This window comes from Novosphingobium sp. NPDC080210 (genome assembly GCF_050281025.1).
Lineage (GTDB): Bacteria > Pseudomonadota > Alphaproteobacteria > Sphingomonadales > Sphingomonadaceae > Novosphingobium.
Window position 1 is genome coordinate 507,225 of the sequence record NZ_JBNNWL010000002.1, and the last position, 18,125, is coordinate 525,349.

The 18,125-nt window shown below is 66.0% G+C and carries 19 protein-coding genes and 2 tRNA genes; 8 read left to right on the forward strand and 13 right to left on the reverse strand.

Going from position 1 to position 18,125, the window contains the following annotated elements:
- The first annotated feature begins 31 nt into the window (after positions 1-31).
- The 7 genes from ACQKOE_RS08575 (at position 32) to ACQKOE_RS08605 (ending at position 5,801) form a co-directional block, all read left to right on the forward strand.
- Positions 32-107 (forward strand) — tRNA-Ala (locus ACQKOE_RS08575).
- Between the two features lie 226 nt (positions 108-333).
- A complete protein-coding gene (gene obgE / locus ACQKOE_RS08580) occupies positions 334-1,389 on the forward strand; it encodes a GTPase ObgE (protein ID WP_427512410.1) in 1,056 nt (351 codons plus the stop codon).
- Positions 1,390-1,860: 471 nt separating this feature from the next.
- Positions 1,861-2,991: a glutamate 5-kinase gene (gene proB, locus ACQKOE_RS08585; protein ID WP_427512411.1), complete on the forward strand. Its 1,131-nt coding sequence runs from the start codon at positions 1,861-1,863 to the stop codon at positions 2,989-2,991.
- A complete protein-coding gene (locus ACQKOE_RS08590) occupies positions 2,988-3,899 on the forward strand; it encodes an NAD-dependent epimerase/dehydratase family protein (protein WP_374589385.1) in 912 nt (303 codons plus the stop codon). The genes proB and ACQKOE_RS08590 overlap by 4 nt, the downstream gene beginning before the upstream one ends.
- Before the next feature lie 48 nt (positions 3,900-3,947).
- Entirely contained in the window at positions 3,948-4,499 is a 552-nt protein-coding gene (locus ACQKOE_RS08595; RefSeq protein ID WP_427512412.1) for a cytochrome b, read from the forward strand.
- A gap of 96 nt (positions 4,500-4,595) precedes the next feature.
- Positions 4,596-5,294, forward strand: coding sequence for a cytochrome b/b6 domain-containing protein (locus ACQKOE_RS08600; protein WP_427512413.1), 699 nt, complete (start codon positions 4,596-4,598; stop codon positions 5,292-5,294).
- A 12-nt stretch (positions 5,295-5,306) separates the two neighbouring features.
- Positions 5,307-5,801, forward strand: coding sequence for a helix-turn-helix transcriptional regulator (locus ACQKOE_RS08605; RefSeq protein ID WP_427512414.1), 495 nt, complete (start codon positions 5,307-5,309; stop codon positions 5,799-5,801).
- Here ACQKOE_RS08605 and ACQKOE_RS08610 read toward each other — a convergent pair.
- The 8 genes from ACQKOE_RS08610 to ACQKOE_RS08645 all read right to left on the reverse strand — a co-directional run bounded on the left by ACQKOE_RS08610 (position 5,798) and on the right by ACQKOE_RS08645 (position 13,173).
- Positions 5,798-6,583 carry a phosphoadenylyl-sulfate reductase gene (locus ACQKOE_RS08610; protein WP_427512415.1) on the reverse strand — a complete coding sequence of 262 codons (786 nt, stop codon included), beginning with the start codon at positions 6,581-6,583 and terminating at the stop codon, positions 5,798-5,800. The two genes, ACQKOE_RS08605 and ACQKOE_RS08610, sit on opposite strands and share 4 nt — an antisense overlap.
- Entirely contained in the window at positions 6,576-7,004 is a 429-nt protein-coding gene (locus ACQKOE_RS08615; protein WP_427512416.1) for a DUF934 domain-containing protein, read from the reverse strand. The genes ACQKOE_RS08610 and ACQKOE_RS08615 overlap by 8 nt, the downstream gene beginning before the upstream one ends.
- Complete coding sequence (locus ACQKOE_RS08620; protein WP_427512417.1) at positions 6,997-8,625, reverse strand: nitrite/sulfite reductase; 1,629 nt, start codon at positions 8,623-8,625, stop codon at positions 6,997-6,999. Before ACQKOE_RS08620 ends, ACQKOE_RS08615 begins: the two co-directional genes overlap by 8 nt.
- Entirely contained in the window at positions 8,625-8,924 is a 300-nt protein-coding gene (locus ACQKOE_RS08625) for a DUF2849 domain-containing protein (RefSeq protein WP_374589378.1), read from the reverse strand. Before ACQKOE_RS08625 ends, ACQKOE_RS08620 begins: the two co-directional genes overlap by 1 nt.
- Positions 8,921-9,709, reverse strand: a complete 789-nt coding sequence (gene cobA / locus ACQKOE_RS08630) for a uroporphyrinogen-III C-methyltransferase (RefSeq protein ID WP_427512418.1) — start codon at positions 9,707-9,709, stop codon at positions 8,921-8,923. Before cobA ends, ACQKOE_RS08625 begins: the two co-directional genes overlap by 4 nt.
- 89 nt (positions 9,710-9,798) lie before the next feature.
- A complete protein-coding gene (metC, locus tag ACQKOE_RS08635) occupies positions 9,799-11,025 on the reverse strand; it encodes a cystathionine beta-lyase (protein WP_427512419.1) in 1,227 nt (408 codons plus the stop codon).
- An 18-nt stretch (positions 11,026-11,043) separates the two neighbouring features.
- Positions 11,044-11,886 carry a 3-mercaptopyruvate sulfurtransferase gene (gene sseA, locus ACQKOE_RS08640; RefSeq protein ID WP_374589411.1) on the reverse strand — a complete coding sequence of 281 codons (843 nt, stop codon included), beginning with the start codon at positions 11,884-11,886 and terminating at the stop codon, positions 11,044-11,046.
- Positions 11,887-11,997: 111 nt separating this feature from the next.
- Entirely contained in the window at positions 11,998-13,173 is a 1,176-nt protein-coding gene (locus tag ACQKOE_RS08645) for a hypothetical protein (protein WP_427512420.1), read from the reverse strand.
- A gap of 121 nt (positions 13,174-13,294) precedes the next feature.
- Between ACQKOE_RS08645 and queF the strand changes: the two genes are divergently transcribed.
- Positions 13,295-13,753 (forward strand): preQ(1) synthase, encoded by a 459-nt coding sequence (gene queF, locus ACQKOE_RS08650; RefSeq protein ID WP_374589374.1) that lies wholly within the window; start codon positions 13,295-13,297, stop codon positions 13,751-13,753.
- A 186-nt stretch (positions 13,754-13,939) separates the two neighbouring features.
- Here the strand turns inward: queF and ACQKOE_RS08655 are convergent, their stop codons facing one another.
- The 5 genes from ACQKOE_RS08655 to ACQKOE_RS08675 form a co-directional block, all read right to left on the reverse strand.
- The gene (locus tag ACQKOE_RS08655) at positions 13,940-15,049 is read right to left on the reverse strand and encodes a class V aminotransferase (RefSeq protein ID WP_427512421.1); all 1,110 of its coding nucleotides are present in this window, start codon (positions 15,047-15,049) and stop codon (positions 13,940-13,942) included.
- Positions 15,046-15,837, reverse strand: a complete 792-nt coding sequence (locus tag ACQKOE_RS08660; RefSeq protein WP_427512422.1) for a tryptophan 2,3-dioxygenase — start codon at positions 15,835-15,837, stop codon at positions 15,046-15,048. Before ACQKOE_RS08660 ends, ACQKOE_RS08655 begins: the two co-directional genes overlap by 4 nt.
- Positions 15,838-15,876: 39 nt before the next feature.
- The gene (locus tag ACQKOE_RS08665) at positions 15,877-17,031 is read right to left on the reverse strand and encodes an acyl-CoA dehydrogenase family protein (RefSeq protein WP_427512423.1); all 1,155 of its coding nucleotides are present in this window, start codon (positions 17,029-17,031) and stop codon (positions 15,877-15,879) included.
- A complete protein-coding gene (locus ACQKOE_RS08670; RefSeq protein WP_427512424.1) occupies positions 17,028-18,017 on the reverse strand; it encodes an acyl-CoA dehydrogenase family protein in 990 nt (329 codons plus the stop codon). The genes ACQKOE_RS08665 and ACQKOE_RS08670 overlap by 4 nt, the downstream gene beginning before the upstream one ends.
- Positions 18,018-18,041: 24 nt before the next feature.
- Positions 18,042-18,117: transfer RNA gene (locus ACQKOE_RS08675), tRNA-Thr, on the reverse strand.
- Positions 18,118-18,125: the final 8 nt, after the last annotated feature.

Here is an 18,125-nt window from a genome sequence, read left to right on the forward strand (position 1 = left end):
GAGGTGATTGCCTGCGGTGTTGCACTGGAACGGGGCCGTAGCTCAGATGGGAGAGCGCGTCGTTCGCAATGACGAGGTCAGGGGTTCGATCCCCCTCGGCTCCACCAGTGTGCTGATAATTGCCCCATCCTGGCCTGCGAACAGCCGTTTTCTGCGCTTCCGGTGCTCACGACCCTAAAGGTCGCTGCGCGCCGGTTCTCGAAATCGACTTTTCTCGGCACAGGCTGAGACAATTCTCAACACACTGGTCTTGCCACTTGGCGAAGAACCCCGTTAGCGCTCGGCAAAGGCCGTGGGCGACATTTCCTGCAATTTACGTTAGTAGCCCATTCCATGCATTTTCTCGATCAGGCAAAAATCTACATTCGTTCGGGCCAGGGTGGCCCCGGTGCCGTCTCGTTCCGGCGGGAGAAGTACGTTGAGTACGGCGGTCCCGACGGCGGCAATGGCGGCAAGGGCGGGGATATCATCTTTGAAGCGGTGCCCGGGCTGAACACTCTGATCGACTTTCGCTATGCCCAGCATTTCAAGGCTCCGCGCGGGGTTCATGGGTCAGGCAAGGACCGCAACGGCGCGGCGGGCAAGGACCTGGTGATCAAGGTGCCGATCGGCACGCAGATCATTTCCGATGAAGACCGCGAAACCGTGCTGCTGGACCTGACGGAACCGGGTCAGCGCGTGACCTTTCTGCGCGGCGGCATGGGCGGGCGCGGCAATGCCAGCTACAAGACCAGCACCAACCGCGCCCCGCGCCAGCATCAGCCGGGCGAGATGGGCGAGGAAATGTACGTCTGGCTGCGCCTGAAACTGCTCGCCGATGCGGGCCTGGTCGGCCTGCCCAATGCGGGCAAGAGCACGTTCATCAACCAGATCACCAATACCAAGGCGAAGGTGGGCGACTATGCCTTTACCACGCTCACCCCGCAGCTCGGCGTGGTCCGCCACCGCGACCGCGAATTCGTGCTGGCCGACATTCCCGGCCTGATCGCCGGAGCCGCAGAGGGGGCGGGCATTGGCGACCGCTTCCTGGGCCACATCGAACGCTGCCGCGTCCTGATCCACCTGATCGACGTAAACGGGCAGGACCCGGCCGAAGCCCTGCAAGTGATCGAGGAAGAGCTTGAAGCCTATGGCGGCGGGCTGGACGAGAAACCGCGCCTGATCGCGCTCAACAAGATCGACACGGTGGACCGCGAACTGACCGATGCGTTCATTGCCGAGCTTAAGGAAGCGGGTGCCCAGCGGGTCTTCCCGATCTCCGGCGCGACCGGCAAGGGCATGGATGCGCTGCTGGATGCCGTGCTGGAATACCTTCCGGCAGCGACCGTGACCGAACGCCCCGATGGCGAGCGCGAGGAGGCGGACGATACGCCCTGGTCGCCTTTGTGAAATGATCACGCAAAGCAGCGAAGGCGCGAAGGGGTAGCGCCCGACGGCGAAGCCGCTTGCCTGTCACCGGCTGCGTCTTGGGCGGCGTTAAGTGGCAAGAGAGCCTGCGGCGCTCACCACATCTTCGCGCCTTCGCGGCTTTGCGTGAATTTTTCCAACCCGGCTTCGACAGACTCAGCCTTTGCGGGATTTCAAACCTCCCGTTCGTCCTGAGGAGCAAGCGAAGCCGCAGGCTGAGTTTGCGTCTCGAAGGACTGCGTAAGGCGCAGTGGTTCGAGACGACCCCTCAATCTTCGATTTCGGTGCCTCCTCACCACGAACGGAGAGAGCGCCGACAACTCTGCGTGAGTCATTTCCGCCAACCCGGCTTCGACAGACTCAGCCTGAGCGGGCGGTTCTTCGGCCCGTTCCCCGCACCGTGACGCAGCAAAAAGGTTGCGGGGGGCGCGGCAATCGCTAATCCCCGGGGCCATGAAGATTGCCCGCCTCTCCGACTTTGCTGACAAGACCGCCTGTCCTCGCCTGGTGGTGAAGGTCGGCTCGTCCCTGCTGGTCGGCAAGGAAGGCGTGCGGCGCGGCTGGCTGGAAGGACTCGTGGCTGAAATCGCTGCAGCCAAGGCGCGTGGGCAGGAAGTGATCGTCGTCTCCTCCGGCTCGATTGCATTGGGCGCGGCTAGGCTGGGGCTCGAAAAGGGCGGACGCGGCAGCCTTGCCGATGCGCAGGCGGCTGCCGCTGTCGGGCAGATCGCGCTGTCCGGCCTGTGGGCCGACCTGCTGGGCGCGCATGGCATCACGGCGGCGCAATTGCTGCTGACGCTGGAGGATCTGGAGGATCGCCGCCGCTACCTCAATGCAACCGCGACGCTAACCCGGCTGCTCGATGCCGGTGCAGTGCCGGTGATCAACGAGAACGATTCCGTCGCCACGCAGGAAATCCGCTTTGGCGACAATGACCGGCTGGCCGCGCGCGTGGCCCAGGCGGCGCAGGCCAGTGCCGTGCTGCTGCTGTCGGATGTCGATGGCCTGTTCGACCGCAACCCCGCTGAACCGGGTGCAGTGCGTCTCAGCGAAGTGCGCGGCGTGACGGCAGAGATTCACGCCATGGCCACCGGCGGAAGCTCGTCCGGCATGGGTTCCGGCGGGATGACCAGCAAGCTTCAGGCTGCCGAAATTGCGGAACGCGCCGGGATTGCCCTGGCTATCGCTTCGGGCCTGCACGATGCTCCGATTGCCCGCGCGACCGAGCAGGGCATCGGCACGCTGTTCCTGCCCAAGCGCAAGGATGCCGGGCGCAAGGCGTGGCTCGGCGGACGGTTGCGGCTGAAGGGCGCGCTGGTGATCGATGCCGGTGCGGCGCGGGCGCTGGGCAAGGGTTCCAGCCTGCTCGCCGCCGGGATCGTCTCGGTCGAAGGAGAATTCCAGCGCGGCGATGCGGTTGCCGTGCGCGATGAAGCAGGCACGGTGCTGGCCCACGGCCTGGCCGAATACGATGCGCTGGAATGCGCGCGGCTGATGGGCCACCAGTCTGCTGAACATGCGGCGATCCTGGGCTATGCGCCGCGCTCTGCCGTGGTGCACCGCGATCAGATGGTGGTGCTGTGACCATAGCCGTTACCGGCTCGACCGGGTTTGTCGGCCAGGCGCTGCTCGACCGCGCCGAGCAGGAGGGAATGCCGGTCAAGGCTCTCGCCCGCCGCCCGCAGGACGCACGCAGCGGGGTCGAATGGGTCCGCGGCGACCTTGAGGCCAAGGCTGCTCTGCGCCAGCTGGTGCGCGGCAGCGAAGCGGTGATCCACGTTGCCGGGGTGGTCAACGCTCCCGATGCGGCGGGCTTCGAAGCAGGCAATGTGACCGGCACGCTCAACCTGATCGAGGCTTGCCTGAGCGAAGGCGTGCAGCGCTTCGTCCATGTCTCTTCGCTTTCGGCGCGCGAGCCGGACCTCTCCGCCTATGGCGCGAGCAAGGCGCGGGCGGAAAAGCTGATCGCGGCCAGCGGGCTGGACTGGACCATGGTACGACCGCCCTGGATCTATGGTCCGCGCGATACGGATACCTTGGACATGTTCAAGGCTGCGCGCTGGGGCCTGATGCCTATGCCGCCCAGCGAAGGGCGAAGTTCGATGCTGCACGTCGACGATCTGGCGCGCCTGCTGCTCGCCCTGGTCCCGGGCGGCGAGGGCGTTACCGGGCAGACCTTCGAACCCGACGATGGCCGCAAGCAGGGCTGGAGCCACTACGAACTGGCCCGCGCCATCGGCTGGGCCATGGGGCGGCGGCCCTGGGTGATCCACCTCAGCCGCGCGTCATTGGAACGGGCGGCGCGGGCGGACCGTCTGGTCCGCCGGCACCGGGCCAAGCTGACGCTGGACCGCGTCGGCTATATGACCCATCCGGACTGGGTGGTGACGCATGAGGCGCGCCCGCCGCGCGGGCTTTGGCGACCGGAAATCCCCACCCGCGAAGGGCTGAAGGCCACGGCGGACTGGTACCGCGAAAATCGCTGGATCTGATGCGCCAAATGCAATTGCCGTGAGCATTTATTGCGTTAGGATAGTTTCATGAACACGCTTGGCACCACCGATCGCTATTCGAAGCTCTCCATCGCGCTGCACTGGTTGATGCTGCTGGTGATGATCGCCGTTTTTGCGACGATCGAACTGCGCACCAATTTCCCGCGCGGCAGCGACATCCGCGAAGGGATGAAGATGTGGCACTTCATGCTGGGGCTTTCGATCCTGGCGCTGGTGCTGGTGCGGATCGTGGCGCGGCTGACATCGCCCGCTCCGGCCGAGCTGCCGGGCGAACCGGCGTGGCGTCGGCTCACTTCCAAGGCGACGCACCTGGCGCTCTATGCGCTGATGCTGGGCATGCCGCTGGCGGGCTGGACTATCCTCAGCGCGGAAGGTGATCCGATCCCGTTCTTCGGCCTGGAACTGCCGCCGCTGGTCGCGCCGGACAAGGACTTTGCCCATCAGGTGGAAGAACTGCACGAACTGGGCGGGACGATTGCCTATTGGCTGATCGGCCTGCATGCCCTGGCCGCGCTGTTCCATCATTATGTGCTGAAGGACGGCGTGCTGCTGCGCATGATGCCGCGCCGCAAGCCCTAAGCAGGCGCTTAGCGGCAGACGCATAAACGCCTGTGTCTGGCGCGGGCAATCGGCTCGCTCCAGACCGGTCCTGCAATTTCAGCAGGAGCGAGTGCCATGCAAGACCAGGTTGATCGGCCCCGCGTGTGGGACCCCATCGTCAAGCTGACTCACTGGGGCGTTGTCGCCGCCGTGATCGGCAACGCCCTGTTTACTGAAGAGGGATCGGGCTGGCACATCTGGGTCGGTTACGGTCTGGCCGGATTGCTGGTCCTGCGCCTGCTGTGGGGCTTTATCGGTCCGGCCGAGGCGCGCTTCTCCGCATTCCCGCCCAGTCCTGCACGCGCCCTGGCCCATCTTGGGGAGATCCGGCGCGGGGAAGTGACGCGGCACCGCTCGCACAATCCGCTTGGCGCGATGATGGCCTATGCGATCTGGGCGACGCTGCTGGTCATCGCGGGCAGCGGCATCGCCATGTCCGGCCCGCCGCCCGCCGATCCCGCTGCAGTCAGCGGCGAAGGCGGTGAAGGCGGTGAAGGCGATAAGGGCGAAGGCGGCGAGGAGCGCGAAGAGGAAGAAGAGCATGAACAGGCCGCTTTGTCGCTCGGCGATCTGATCGTCGCTCCGGCCTATGCCGACGAAGGGGGCGAAGGCGGTGAGGGCGGCGAAGAGCTGTTCGAAGAAATGCACGAAATCGCGGTCAACCTGCTCTATGTCCTGATTGCACTGCACCTGGCCGGGGTTATGTTCGAAACGCGCCGGTCGGGCCGCGAGATCGTTGGGGCAATGATCCCCGGTGGCAATCGCCGGGGCTGACAGGAAGGACGCATGGCGGAAAACCGCAAGGGACTGCATCTGAACCGCGACCGGCAAACCACGCTGGTCGCGGTCATTGTCGTGGTTCAGGCGATTGCCGCCGTGTTCTTCGTCGGCGATGCGATTGGCGATGTCGCCGAAAGCGGGATCACGCCGCATATCGTGCTGGAAGCGCTGATCGCCTTTGCCCTGCTGACCGGCACGTTCCTGGGTGCCTGGCACATCCGCGAGCTGCTGGCCGAAGCGCAGCGGCGCGAGGAGGCCCTGGCCGTGGCGCAGGGCGCGCTGGCCCAGCACATCACTGCGCGCTTTGGCGACTGGGGGCTGACCGCAGCGGAAAGCGACGTTGCCCTGTTCGCGCTGAAAGGCTGCGACGCGGCGGAAATCGCGCGGCTGCGCGGAGCGGCCCAGGGGACCGTCCGCGCCCAGCTAAGCCAGGTCTATGCCAAGGCTGGCGTAACCAGCCAGGCCGGGCTGGTCAGCCTGTTCCTGGAAGACCTGCTTTAGAAAGCGGGATCGAACCCGGGCGGCAGCTCGCTGGCCGCCCCATCGACGTGAATGCCGCATTCGGTCTTGTCCCAGCCCTTCCACCGGCCCGAACGCGGGTCTTCGCCCGGCGCGACCTTGCTGGTGCAGGGCATGCAGCCGATCGAGGGATAGCCATGCGCGACCAGCGGGTGCGGGGGCAAGCCGGTTGCGGCGAAGTAGGACTGGATCTGGTCGCTGGACCAATCGACCAGCGGATTGACCTTCAGCCGCCCGGCAAGGTCGGTCTGGTCCAGCTCGAACCGGGGAAGCCCGGCACGGGTTGCGCTTTGAAAGCCCTTGCGGCCCGTAAAACTGGCGTCAAACTGGTCCAGTGCGCGCGCCAGCGGCAGGACCTTGCGAATCTCGCAGCAGCCATCCGGGTCATAGGACCAGCGCAGCCCGCTTTCGTCCTTCTTGGCCAGAAGGTCCGCGTCCGGCGTCAGGTTGATCAGATTGGTCAGGCCCAGGCGTGCGACGATTTCGTCGCGGTAGGCCAGGGTTTCCGGGAAATGCTTGCCGGTGTCCAGGAACAGCACCGGGACGGAAGGATCGACGCTGGCGATCAGGTGCAGCAGCACGGCGCTTTCCGCGCCGAAGCTGGACACGGCGGCAATCCGTCCGGCCAGTCCTTCGGTCAGGACCGCAGCGAGCATGTCCTTGGTCGGCGTATCCGCAAAGCGCGCATTGAGCGCCTCGGCATCGGCGGCGGTAAAGCGCGGTGCCGTGTCGAGGCGATCAATGCGGCGCGCGGCTTCACCCATGCCGCAGTTTCCAGATCGGCGCGCGCTGGTCCGTGGTCGGCTGATAGACGTGCTCGAACCGCTTGAACGCGTTTTCGGCGTCGGTGGGGTCAAGCGGCACTTCGGGAGCGAAGGAATCGAACCCGCAGCGGCGCATATGGGCGATCTGGTCAACCAGCACTTCCCCCACGGCGCGCAGCTCGCCCTTGTAGCCCGCTTCGCGCAGGATGCGCGCGGCGGAATAGCCGCGCCCGTCGCCAAAGACCGGGAAGTTCACTTCGATCAGTTGCAGCCGGTCCAGATGCGGCAGAAGGTCGCGGGCATCGTCGCCCGGTTCCAGCCTGACGGCGGCGGCATTGGTCTGGTCGCCAAACGAATCCACCGTGACGGCGGGATCGGCAACGGGTTCATCGTCGCGGAAGCGATATTGCACTTCAACCATAGAGCGCCTCCTTGAACGGGGCCATGCCGATGCGGCGGTAGGTATCGAGGAAGCGTTCCCCGTCCTGCTTGTTGGAAAGGTAGACTTGCGTGGCGGTTTCGACGGCATCGACAATGCCGTTTTCGTCAAAGCCAGGGCCGGTGATCTGGCCCAGCGAGGTATCCGCCCCTTCGCAGCCGCCGAGCAGAAGCTGGTAGTTTTCCACCCCCTTCTTGTCGACGCCCAGAATGCCGATGTGGCCCGCATGGTGGTGGCCGCAGGCATTGATGCAGCCGGAAATCTTCAGCTTCAGCTCGCCGATTTCCTGCGCCTTGCCGGACAGGCGCTCGCTGATCTTCTGCGCGACCGGGATCGAGCGGGCATTGGCCAGGCTGCAATAGTCCAGTCCCGGGCAAGCGATGATGTCGCCCACCAGGTCCAGGTTCGGCGTGCCCAAGCCCGCCGCCTCCAGCTTTTGCCACAGCGCGTAAAGGTCAGCCTTCTTGACGTGGGGCAGCACGATGTTCTGGGCATGGGTAACGCGCAGTTCGTCGAACGAATATTCGCGCGCCAGTTCGCCCATCAGGCGGATCTGCTCACCCGTGGCGTCGCCCGGAATGCCGCCGACCGGCTTCAGGCTGATCGTTGCGGCGATATAGCCGGGCTGCTTGTGCGCCAGGCAGTTGTTATCCACCCACAGGGCGAAATCGGGATCGCTGCGGTCCAGCTCGTCCGAAGCGCCCGCTTCGAAGGCCGGATCGGCGAACATCGCCTTGATCCGCTCCAGTTCGGCCAGGGGTGGCTCGATGTTCTGGGTCAGCAGGTGCTTGAACTCTTCCTCGACCTGGCGGGTATATTCGTCCTTGCCCAGTTCGTGGACCAGGATCTTGATCCGCGCCTTGTACTTGTTGTCGCGGCGGCCATAGCGGTTGTAAACGCGCAGGCAGGCCTCGGAATAAGTGATCATCTGGTCGATCGGCACGAAGGCGTTGATGCACGGCGCGATCATCGGGGTGCGGCCCATGCCGCCGCCGACGTAGAACGCGGCGCCGATTTCGCCCGCTGCGTTGCGGACGATCTGGATGCCGATGTCGTGCAGCTTCATCGCCGCGCGGTCGGTGTCGCTGGCGATGACCGCCATCTTGAACTTGCGCGGCAGGAAGCTGAATTCCGGGTGGAAGGTGCTCCACTGGCGGATCAGTTCGGCATAGGGGCGCGGATCGACCACTTCGTCAGCCGCCGCACCGGCGTACTGGTCAGACGTGGTGTTGCGGATGCAGTTGCCGCTGGTCTGGATCGCGTGCATTTCGACCTTGGCCAGGTCGGCCAGGATGTCCGGCGCGTCTTCCAGCTTGATCCAGTTGTACTGGATGTTCTGGCGCGTGGTGAAGTGGCCATAGCCGCGGTCATACTTGTCCGCGATGTCGCCCAGCATCTTCATCTGCGCCGAACTCAGGGTGCCATAGGGCACGGCAACGCGCAGCATATAGGCGTGCAATTGCAGGTAGAGCCCGTTCATCAAGCGCAGCGGCTTGAACTGGTCCTCGGTAATGTGGCCTTCAAGGCGGCGGCGCACCTGGTCGCGGAATTCCTCGACGCGGGCATCGACCATGGCCTGGTCATAGGTATCGTACTTGTACATCAGATCACCCAGTTTCCGGCTTCGGGATCGGCCGGCTTCAGTGTCAGGTCGGGGCGGACAGTGGGACCAAGGGCGCGGATGCGGTCCTTGATATGGGCGGGGCGGACGCCGCCGCTTTCATCCTTCACCGCATCGATGGCATAGGCTGCATTGACGCGGCGCGCGGCCTGTTCGCGGGCCAGGATCGTGTCGGCATGTTCGCCCACGTCGACCGCGTCCTCCACATGGAGCGACCACTGGACGCCGTCCCACCAGGTTACGGCGCCGGTCTTGAGATCGTTGCCGGTCAGAATCTTCATTGAATTGCCTCCAGGGCAAGGGCTGCAAGGGGCGCGTCGGCGGGCTGGGCCGCGACTTCGCCGATGACGATAAGCGCCGGGCTTTTCACCTTGTGGCGCGAAACCAGTTGGCCAAGACCAGCAAGCGGGCTGCGCAGCACGCGCATTTCGGGGCGCGTGGCGTTCTCGACCACGGCCACGGGAACGTCCGGCGCCAGGCCGTCGGCCATCAGCTTCTCGGCAATGGCATCGGCCGTGGCCAGGCCCATGTAGATCACCAGGGTGCGGCCCTTTCCGGCAAGACCAGTCCAGTCCTGCTCGGTCAGGCCCTTGCACTGGCCCGCGACGAAGCTGACGATCGAGGCCGAGCGGCGGTGCGTCAGCGGCATCTGCGCCGCGGCAGCAGCACCGATCGCGGCGCTGATTCCCGGCACGACTTCGACTGCGACTCCGGCTGCGCGGCAGGCCTCGGCCTCTTCGCCGCCACGTCCGAAGATGAACGGATCGCCGCCCTTCAGGCGCACTACGTCACGCCCGGCCAGGGCTTCGCTGACCAGCAGGGCGTTGATTTCATCCTGCTGGAGCGTGTGGCGCGAACGGCTCTTGGCCACGGAAATCAGCCGCGCCTTGGGGCTCGCCAGCGCCAGGATCGCGGGGTCGACCAGGCCATCGTGGACGATCACCTTGGCCTGCATGATCAGCCGCGCCGCGCGCAGCGTCAGCAGGTCGGGATCGCCGGGGCCGGCGCCAACCAGCCAGACCTTGCCATAAGGGGTGTGGCCAAAAGGGGTGGGGACTTGTTCCATCCGGCCCGAATGCGCGGAGCGGGGCGGCGGTGCCAGCCAGAATGGCTTTGGGGGGGATTAGGTAAGCTTTGTCCGGCCCAAAGTCCGGCTCAGGCAGCGGCCCATGCGGCCAACCCGCGTTCCAGGTCGGCGCGCAAATCGTCCAGTCCTTCCAAGCCGATGGACAGGCGCACGCCATAACGGTCCGCGCCGTCCATTCCGGGCAAAGGCCACTGGGTTGCGGTGCGCAAGGTTGCCGGGTCAATCGGCGTGACCAGACTTTCGAAACCGCCCCAGGAATAGCCGATGCCGAAGAGGGTGAGCGCATCGATGAAGGCATCGCGCGCGGCCCCGTCCTTGCCCTTGAAGACGAACGAGAACAGCCCGCAGCCGCCGCTGAAGTCGCGGCTCCAGATCTCATGCCCCGGCGATCCCGGCAGCATGGGGCACAGCACCTTGGCCACTTCCGCGCGGGAATCCAGCCACTTGGAAAGTTCAAGTGCGCTTGAGGTTTCCTGATTCAGCCGCAGGCCCATCGTCCGCAGCCCGCGCAGGGCAAGGCTGGAATCATCGGGCGAAACGACTTGCCCCAGGGCCTGCGCGGTGCGGCGGAGCTTGGCGTAGTATTTATCTCCGGCGGCGGCGCTGCCCAGCATCAGGTCGGAATGACCGCCGACATGCTTGGTCAGGCTCATCACCGAAATGTCCGCACCGCGTTCCAGCGCGGGGAAGCCGAGCGGTCCGGCCCAGGTGTTGTCCAGCACCACGGCCAGCCCCTTGGCACGGGCTATGGCGGCAAGCGCGGGCACGTCGCAAACTTCCAGTGTCAGGCTGCCGGGGCTTTCCAGCAGGACTGCCTTGCAGCGCTCATCGATCACGGCTTCGAAACTGGCCGGATCGAGCGGATCGAACCAGCGCGTTTCAATGCCGAAATCGCCCAGCAGGCCGCGCCCCATATTGCGGGTCGGCTCATAGGCATTGTCGGTCATCAGCAGGACATCGCCGGGGCGCAGCACGGCCAGCAGGGCACCCGCCAGGGCCGCGACGCCCGAAGGGTAGAGCACGGTTCCCGCCGCACCCGGTTCCAGCGCGGTCAGGGCATCGGCCAGGGCCCACTGCGTCGGCGAACCGCGCCGGCCATAGTAGAAATGCCCATCGGCATTGGGCTTGCCCGCGTGGAGCGCCTTGCTGTCCGGATAGAGGTGGGTCGAGGCCCGCCAGACCGGTGGATTGACCACGGCCCCCGGCTCAGCCGGAGTGCCGGTCCAGTCCGCCCGCCGCCCGGCCGTGACCAGCCGGGTGGCGGGAGTAATGCCCTCTGGAACGTCCTTTGCCATGAGTGGAGGAACGGCCGATCAGGCCGTCTTCACCGCCTTGGGCGTATCGGGGTCGTTGCCCCATTCGGTCCAGCTGCCGTCATAGAGCGCGACGTCGTCCTTGCCCGCGAGGTGCATGGCGAAGATCAGCACGCAAGCGGTCACGCCGCTGCCGCAGGAGGTGATGACCGGCTTGTTCATGTCCACGCCCGCACCTTCGAAGGTGGCGCGCAGGCCGGCTGCGTCCTTGAACGTGCCGTCAGCGTTGTAGACTTCGGTGAAGGGCACGTTGAGCGAACCAGGGATATGGCCGCTGGCGATGTTCGGACGCGGATCCGCTTCCTCGCCCGACCAGCGCTTGGCCCCGCGCGCATCGACCACCTGTTCGTCCTTGGAATGCAGGTTGGCAAGGACATGGGCCTTGGTCCGCACGTTCTTGTCGTCCTGCCACACGGTGAAGTGACGGTGACGCAGCGTTTCCTTGCCCTGGGCAAGCGGACGCCCTTCAGCCTTCCACTTGGCCAGGCCGCCATCGAGAATGGCAACGTCATGCGCGCCAAACATCTTGAGCATGAACCAGGCGCGGGCGGAGGTCTTTACCGCGCTGTCATCGTAAAGCACGATCCGGCTGCCATCGCCCAGGCCCAGCGACTGCATGCGGCTGGCGAACTTTTCCGCCGGCGGCAGGGTGTTTTCGACCGGGGCATTGCTGTCCACCAGGTCATTCAAGTCCATGAACACGGCGCCGGGAATGTGTCCGGCTTCGTATTCGGCCAGGGCATCGCGTCCGGTGCCGGGCAGATGCTTGGTACAATCGACAATGCGCAGGTCGCTCGCGCCCATTTCGTTGGCGAGCCATTCCGTCGAAACCAGACTTTCCACTGTGCTTTCCTCCTGAAGGCCGTCCTCCACGGCCATTGCACCGACCCCTCTTCGCTGCAATTGCGAAGAGACTAGACCCGGACGCGCCCTGCTGTCGAGGGGGAGATTGGCTTATTTTACCGCCCGCTGCCCGACCCGCGAATAGGTGCGCGGGCCAAGGTCGAGCCGGAAGGGCTTGAGCGCTGACGCTGCGTCTTCGGGCAATTCGCCCACCACCCAGGTCTGCGCCTGGACGAGCGAGCCGCCCGAAGGCGTGCTGGCCTGCACCCGCAGCCGCGCGAGCGGGACGAAGAATGCCGCGTCGCCGGAGCGAATCGGGGTGACCGCCGTCAGCGGCAGCATGAACACGCCGCTGAACTCCGCGCTTTCCCCCGGAGCAAGCGTGACGAGGTTGTGGCGCGGCTCCATCCGCTGGTTGTCATTGGCGATCTGCGCTTCCGGCGGCAGCGAGGCATGGGCCGAGATCATGTCCCCTTCCACCGCCAGCGCCGAGAGCGGTTCCGACCCATGGTTGGTCAGCTTGAGCACATAGTTGAGCGAGGTCGCCATCAGCGAAGCGTTCATGCGCCGCGCTTCCAGAGCGATGCCGAGACCGGACTCGACCGCGACAACCGGCGCGGGGGCGGGTGCAGGCCGGGGAGCGGGCTGCGGCTTGGCGGCGGGTTCCGGTGCAGGCTGGGGCTGGGGCTGGGGCTGGGGCTTTGGTTGGCGGGGCTGGACGACGGGGCGTTCGAAAGCGACGACCGCCACGGCGGCCTCTTGCCGCTTGCGCCACCACAGACCGGCGAAGATCAGCGCCAGCAGGGCGGCGGCGCCTGCGATCCACGGCCAATACCAGCCGCTTTCCGGCTCTACCGTCTGCGGCGAGGGGGCAGGCGGGAGGACCACCGGCGCGGGCGTCGTGGCCGCCGGGGTGAGCGTGGGCAGGGCTGTTGCGGGCGGAAGGGCGCTTGTGTCGGGAACGGTCGTTTGCGGTGAAGCTGTCGGACGTGCTGCCGTCGGCGCCGGGCGCGGGGCCGCGCTCCGCGTCGCTGCGGGCGTCGGCGCTGCCGGGCTGGGCGTTGCAACGGGCGTAGGCGTGGCGCTCTGGCTGGGACGCGGTGCCGTGGTGGTGACAACCGGATTGTCGCGGTCCACCGGGCCCTGCGATCCGGGCGGGGCAGGCGTCACGGTCGCGCCGGGCAGGCGCCAGTCGTTGGCGGATTGCGCGGCCAGCGGCAGCGGGACAAGCGCCAGCGCCAGCGCCACTGCGCCCGCTATCCTAAGGCGGTCCCCGATCCGTTGCATTGCCGTGTCCATCAAAACCTGAGTCAAATGCGCAAAGGCGCGTGGGCGTGAATAGGGAGTGAACCCACCTGTTCCAATGGCCGACTTGTGCAAAGGCTGCGATGAAGGCATGGCACGTTGCATGTCAGACACACCTCAACCCCTGCACCTGGGCCAGCAGAGCGCGCTTCCCGCTTCACCAGAAGCCGCGGTGCTGGACTATGTTCCCAACCCGCGCGCCGGTTCGCTGTTCCTGGTCCGCTTTGCCGCGCCGGAATTCACCTCGCTCTGCCCGGTGACCGGCCAGCCCGATTTCGCCCACCTGGTGATCGACTATGCGCCGGGCGAAACCATCGTCGAATCGAAAAGCCTCAAGCTGTTCCTGGGCAGCTTCCGCAACCATGCGGGTTTTCACGAAGACGTCACCGTCGGCATCGGCCAGCGCCTGTTCAGCGAAATGAAGCCCAAGTGGCTGCGCATCGGCGGCTATTGGTATCCGCGCGGCGGCATCCCGATCGACGTATTCTGGCAGAGCGGCAGCCCGCCGGAAGGGCTGTGGGTGCCGGATCAGGGCGTCTCCGGCTATCGCGGGCGGGGCTGACACAGCGAGAAAGCCGGAACGTCGATGCGGTGCTTCGAGACGGGCCCTCAATCTTCGATTTTCGGCCCCTCCTCAGCACGAACGGTTGCAGGAATTCCTGATCCGATCGCCCTGAGGAGCCTTGAAGCTGCAAGCTGAAAGGCATCTCGAAGGGCCAGGCGCTGCTTCTGCGCGATGGACGTCGGCCTACCCCGTTTGCCGCGCCAGAGCGAGCAGTGCATCGACGTCGGCTTCGTCCTGATAGAGGCCGAAGCCGATGCGCAGCACGTCGCCGCGCAGATCGGTAACTGCGCCGCGTGCGGTCAAGCGTTCATAGAGGGCTGGGGCCTCAGCGCCCTGGAACGCGAGGAACCGCGCCTCGGGCTGGCTCAGCAGGGTCAGGCCCGGAAACGGCGCGGCGTCGAGGAAGCGTTGCTTGAGCCGGTCGCAATGCGCGGAAATGGCCGCCGTATCCAGCCCTTGGTCATCGAGCATCCGGCGCACAGCGTTAAAGCGGTAAATGCCGCTGGGATCGAACGTGCTACCCAGAAAGCGCCGCCCATCCGGGGCATAACCAACCCCGCCTTGCTGCGCGGCAAGATCGTCGAATGCGGCATACCAACCAGTTACTTCCGGGCGCGGGCCAAAGCCGGGCGGCGCGTGGAGGAAGCAGGCGCCTTCGCCCGCCATCGCGTATTTGTAGCCGCCGGAAAGATAGAAGGCGCGGTCAGCGATGCCGGACAGGTCGGTCGGTGTCGCCATGAAGCCGTGATAGCCGTCGATCACCAGCCACGGTCCTTCAGGCCGGGATAGGGCGGCAAGGTCCGGCAAGTCTGGCAGGACGCGCCCGCTGTTGAACTGCACCTGGCTGGCAAAGATCAGGTCGAAGTCACCGCTGGCGGCGGTTTGCGCCAATTGCTCAAGCGGCACGGTGGTCAGTTCGATTCGCCCGGCCTCGTGCCAGCGCAGCGATTGGCGGCGGAAGGAATGGAACTCGCCGTCGCTGGCCAGAACGCGCGGGCGCTCCATGGGCAGGGCCGAGACGATCCGGACCAGAAAATCGTGGGTGTTGGGGGAAAAGGCGATGCTGGCCGGATCGGGCAAGGCCAGTTCGCGGGCGATGTGCTGCTGTGCCTCGGGGAAGACCTCGCCAAAGACGCGGTCCCACTTGTGATCGGCCCGCCGGGCAGCATCGTCCCACGCCTCGACGTGGCCGTCAAAGCTGGCGTCGGGCCAGAGGTGATGGCTGTGCGCGGCAAAGTGCAGGCGGCACGGCGCAGCGGAAAGGGCGCGGGAAAAGAGGTGCTTGAAGCTCACAGGCTGGTCCGCAGCGACCACAGTTCGGGGAAGGCCCGCTTGGCCAGCGTCGAATGGAGATAGCTGGCCCCCGCCGTGCCGCCGGTGCCGCGCTTGCCGCCGATCACCCGTTCCACGGTCAGCACGTGCTTGTGCCGCCAGGTGGCCATGGCATCGTCCAGGTCGACCAGCTTTTCGGCCAGCTGGTAAAGCTCCCAATAGCGTTCCGGTTCGCGGTAAACGGTCAGGAATGCGGCCTCGACCGCAGGGCTGGGCGCGTGCGGCTGGGTCACGTCGCGGTTCAGGACTTCGGCGGGTATGGGCAGACCGGCGCGCGCGGCGGCGGCAATGGCTTCGTCCCACAGGCTGGGTGCGGCAAGGGCCTGCTCCATCGCGGCGCGGGCCTCGGGCCGGTCGTCCTGATAGGACAGGAAGCGGCCATCCTTCAGCCCCAGCATATATTCCACGGTGCGGAACTGATCCGACTGGAACCCGCTGGACGGGCCAAGCACGTCGCGGAAGCGCGAATAATCGCTGGGGGTCATGGTGGCGAGGACGTCCCAGCTGAGCGTCATGACCGCCTGGATGCAGCTGACGCGGGCCAGCGCCTTGTAGGCCGGAACCAGTTGGTCCGCCCGCACCTGCGACAGAGCCAGGCGCAGTTCGCGGATCATCTGTTTCAGCCACAGTTCCTTGGTCTGGTGGATGACGATGAACAGCATCTCGTCATCGCAGTCGGAACGCGGGTGCTGGCAGGCGAGCAGTTCATCCAGCGCCAGATAGCGGGCATAGGTCATGGTCTCGGTCATGGACCGACCATTGCTCTAACTGGTTACGATTGCAACCGCTTAGCGCGTGCCTAGGCCGCGGGCGATGATCCCACGCAGGATTTCACGCGTGCCGCCACGCAGGCTCCAGCTCGGCGCATTGTGGACGATATTCGCCAGCACCCCGGCATAGGCCGCCGCCGTGCGCGGATCGGGTTCCGCATCGACCAGTTGCCGCGCGAAATCGGGCAGGGTCTGTTCCCAGACCGCGCCGACGTCCTTGACGATCGAGGCCTGCAGCCCGGCATCCTGCTTGTTCTGCAACATCGCCGCGACCGAGCGCGACAGGCGGCGCAGCACGGCCAGTTGCGCGGTGAGGCGGCCAATCGTGGCCAGCGCGGCATCGTCCTCGCGCCCCTTCAGCACTTCGATCAGCTGAACCATCAGTTCGATCGAGGAGAGGAAGCGTTCCGGGCCAGAGCGTTCGAAGGCCAGTTCGCTCATCACCTGGTTCCAGCCATCGCCTTCGCGGCCCAGCAGGTTCTTGGCGGGGACAATGGCGTCCTCGAAATGCATTTCGTTGAAGTGGTGCTGTCCGGCCAGGTCGATGATCGGGCGGATCGTCAGGCCCGGCGTTTCCTTGAGGTTGACCAGCAGCTGGCTGGTGCCCTGATGGCGGTCTGCGGGCGTGCCGCTCGTGCGGCAGAACAGGATCACATAGTCCGCCTCATGCGCGAAGCTGGTCCAGACCTTGGTGCCGGTGACGCGGTAAACGTCGCCGTCGCGCACCGCCTTGGTCCGCGTTGCGGCCAGGTCGGAACCGGAATCCGGCTCGCTCATCCCGATGCCAAAAGCCAGTTCGCCAGCGGCGATGCGCGGCAGGATGGTTTCCTTCTGCTCGTCAGTGCCGAACTTCAGGATCGAGGGGCCGGACTGGCGGTCCGCAATCCAGTGCGCGCCGACCGGAGCGCCAGCGGCCAGCGATTCTTCGACCACCACGGCGCGTTCAAACGCGCTGCGTTCATGCCCGCCGTACTGCTTGGGCCAGGTCATGCCGAGATAGCCGGCCTTGCCCATTTCCAGGCTGAACGAACGGTCAAAGCCGTACCAGTTGTCGCTGCGCTGGCGCGGGGTGCGGTGACCCAGGTGCTTGTCCAGGAACGCGCGGAATTCGGTGCGCAGGGCCAGGACCTCGTCCGTATCGGCGGGCGGGGCGGGGAAGGGAATCGCGCTCATAGTTCAGTCACCATCGGCCAATAGCCAGCGCCGCCAGCCTGCACTGCAGCCCGGCCCAGCAATTTCGCCCAGAATACCTGGCCGCCAAATTCATCGCGCCAGGACCACAGGGACGTCGTGTAAAGGTGCAGGGCGTGTTCACGGGTAAAGCCGATCGCGCCGTGCATCTGCGTGGCGATTCCAGCCCCGTTGCCTGCGGCTTCGCGGGCACGCAGCGATCCCGCCGCCACGCCCAGCACGTCGCCGCGCGCCAGGGCTTCACCGGCAAGGTCAGCCGCCGCCGTGGCGCAGGCCAGTTCCCCGGCCAGCTTAGCCAGCTCGTGCTGCACGACCTGGTTCTTTTGCAGCGGCTTGCCGAACTGGACGCGGGTCGCGGTGTGGCTGAGCGTCATGTCCAGCGCCGCTTCGAGCGCCCCGGCGATCTGATAGGCGCGCAGGGTGGCGCCTTCGGCCAGCGGGCAGTGCGGTAGCGGCGCTTGGGCATCGACTTCCCAAGCGATCTCCAGCGACGGACGCGGGTGGAAATTCAGGGCAAAGCCTTGTTCGGCTGTGGTCCAGCCAGAACGCGGCACGCGGTAGAGCGTGTCGCCCACGGCCAGCGCCAGGCAATCGAGGTGCTCGCCCCAGGCCACGCGGTCCACGCGGCCCTTAAGAATGCCGTTTTCCACGGTCAGATGATCGGCGCGGGCCAGCCCGGCAGCGCCTTCGGCCAGCGGCAGGCCGGCGGCGGCGAACAGGCGGTTAGCACCCATCGTTTCGGCAACAGGCAACGGCACGGCCAGCTTGCCCAGCAGGGTCAGGGCCTCGCCCTGTTCGGTCGGAGACAGGCCAAAGCCGCCTTGCTCTTCGGAAAGGAGCGCCAGCGGCAGGCCCATTTCGGCCACTTCCGCCCACAGGGAATCGAGCCATTGCCCATCGCGCGCCTGCCCTTGCGCCTTGTCATCGAGCGACCGTTCGAACAGGCGCTGGATCATTTCTGCAAGCATGACTGCGGCTCGCTCCCTGAATTATGGTGCCGGCTGCAGGGATCGAACCCGCGACCCCCTGATTACAAATCAGGTGCTCTACCAACTGAGCTAAGCCGGCAACGTGAT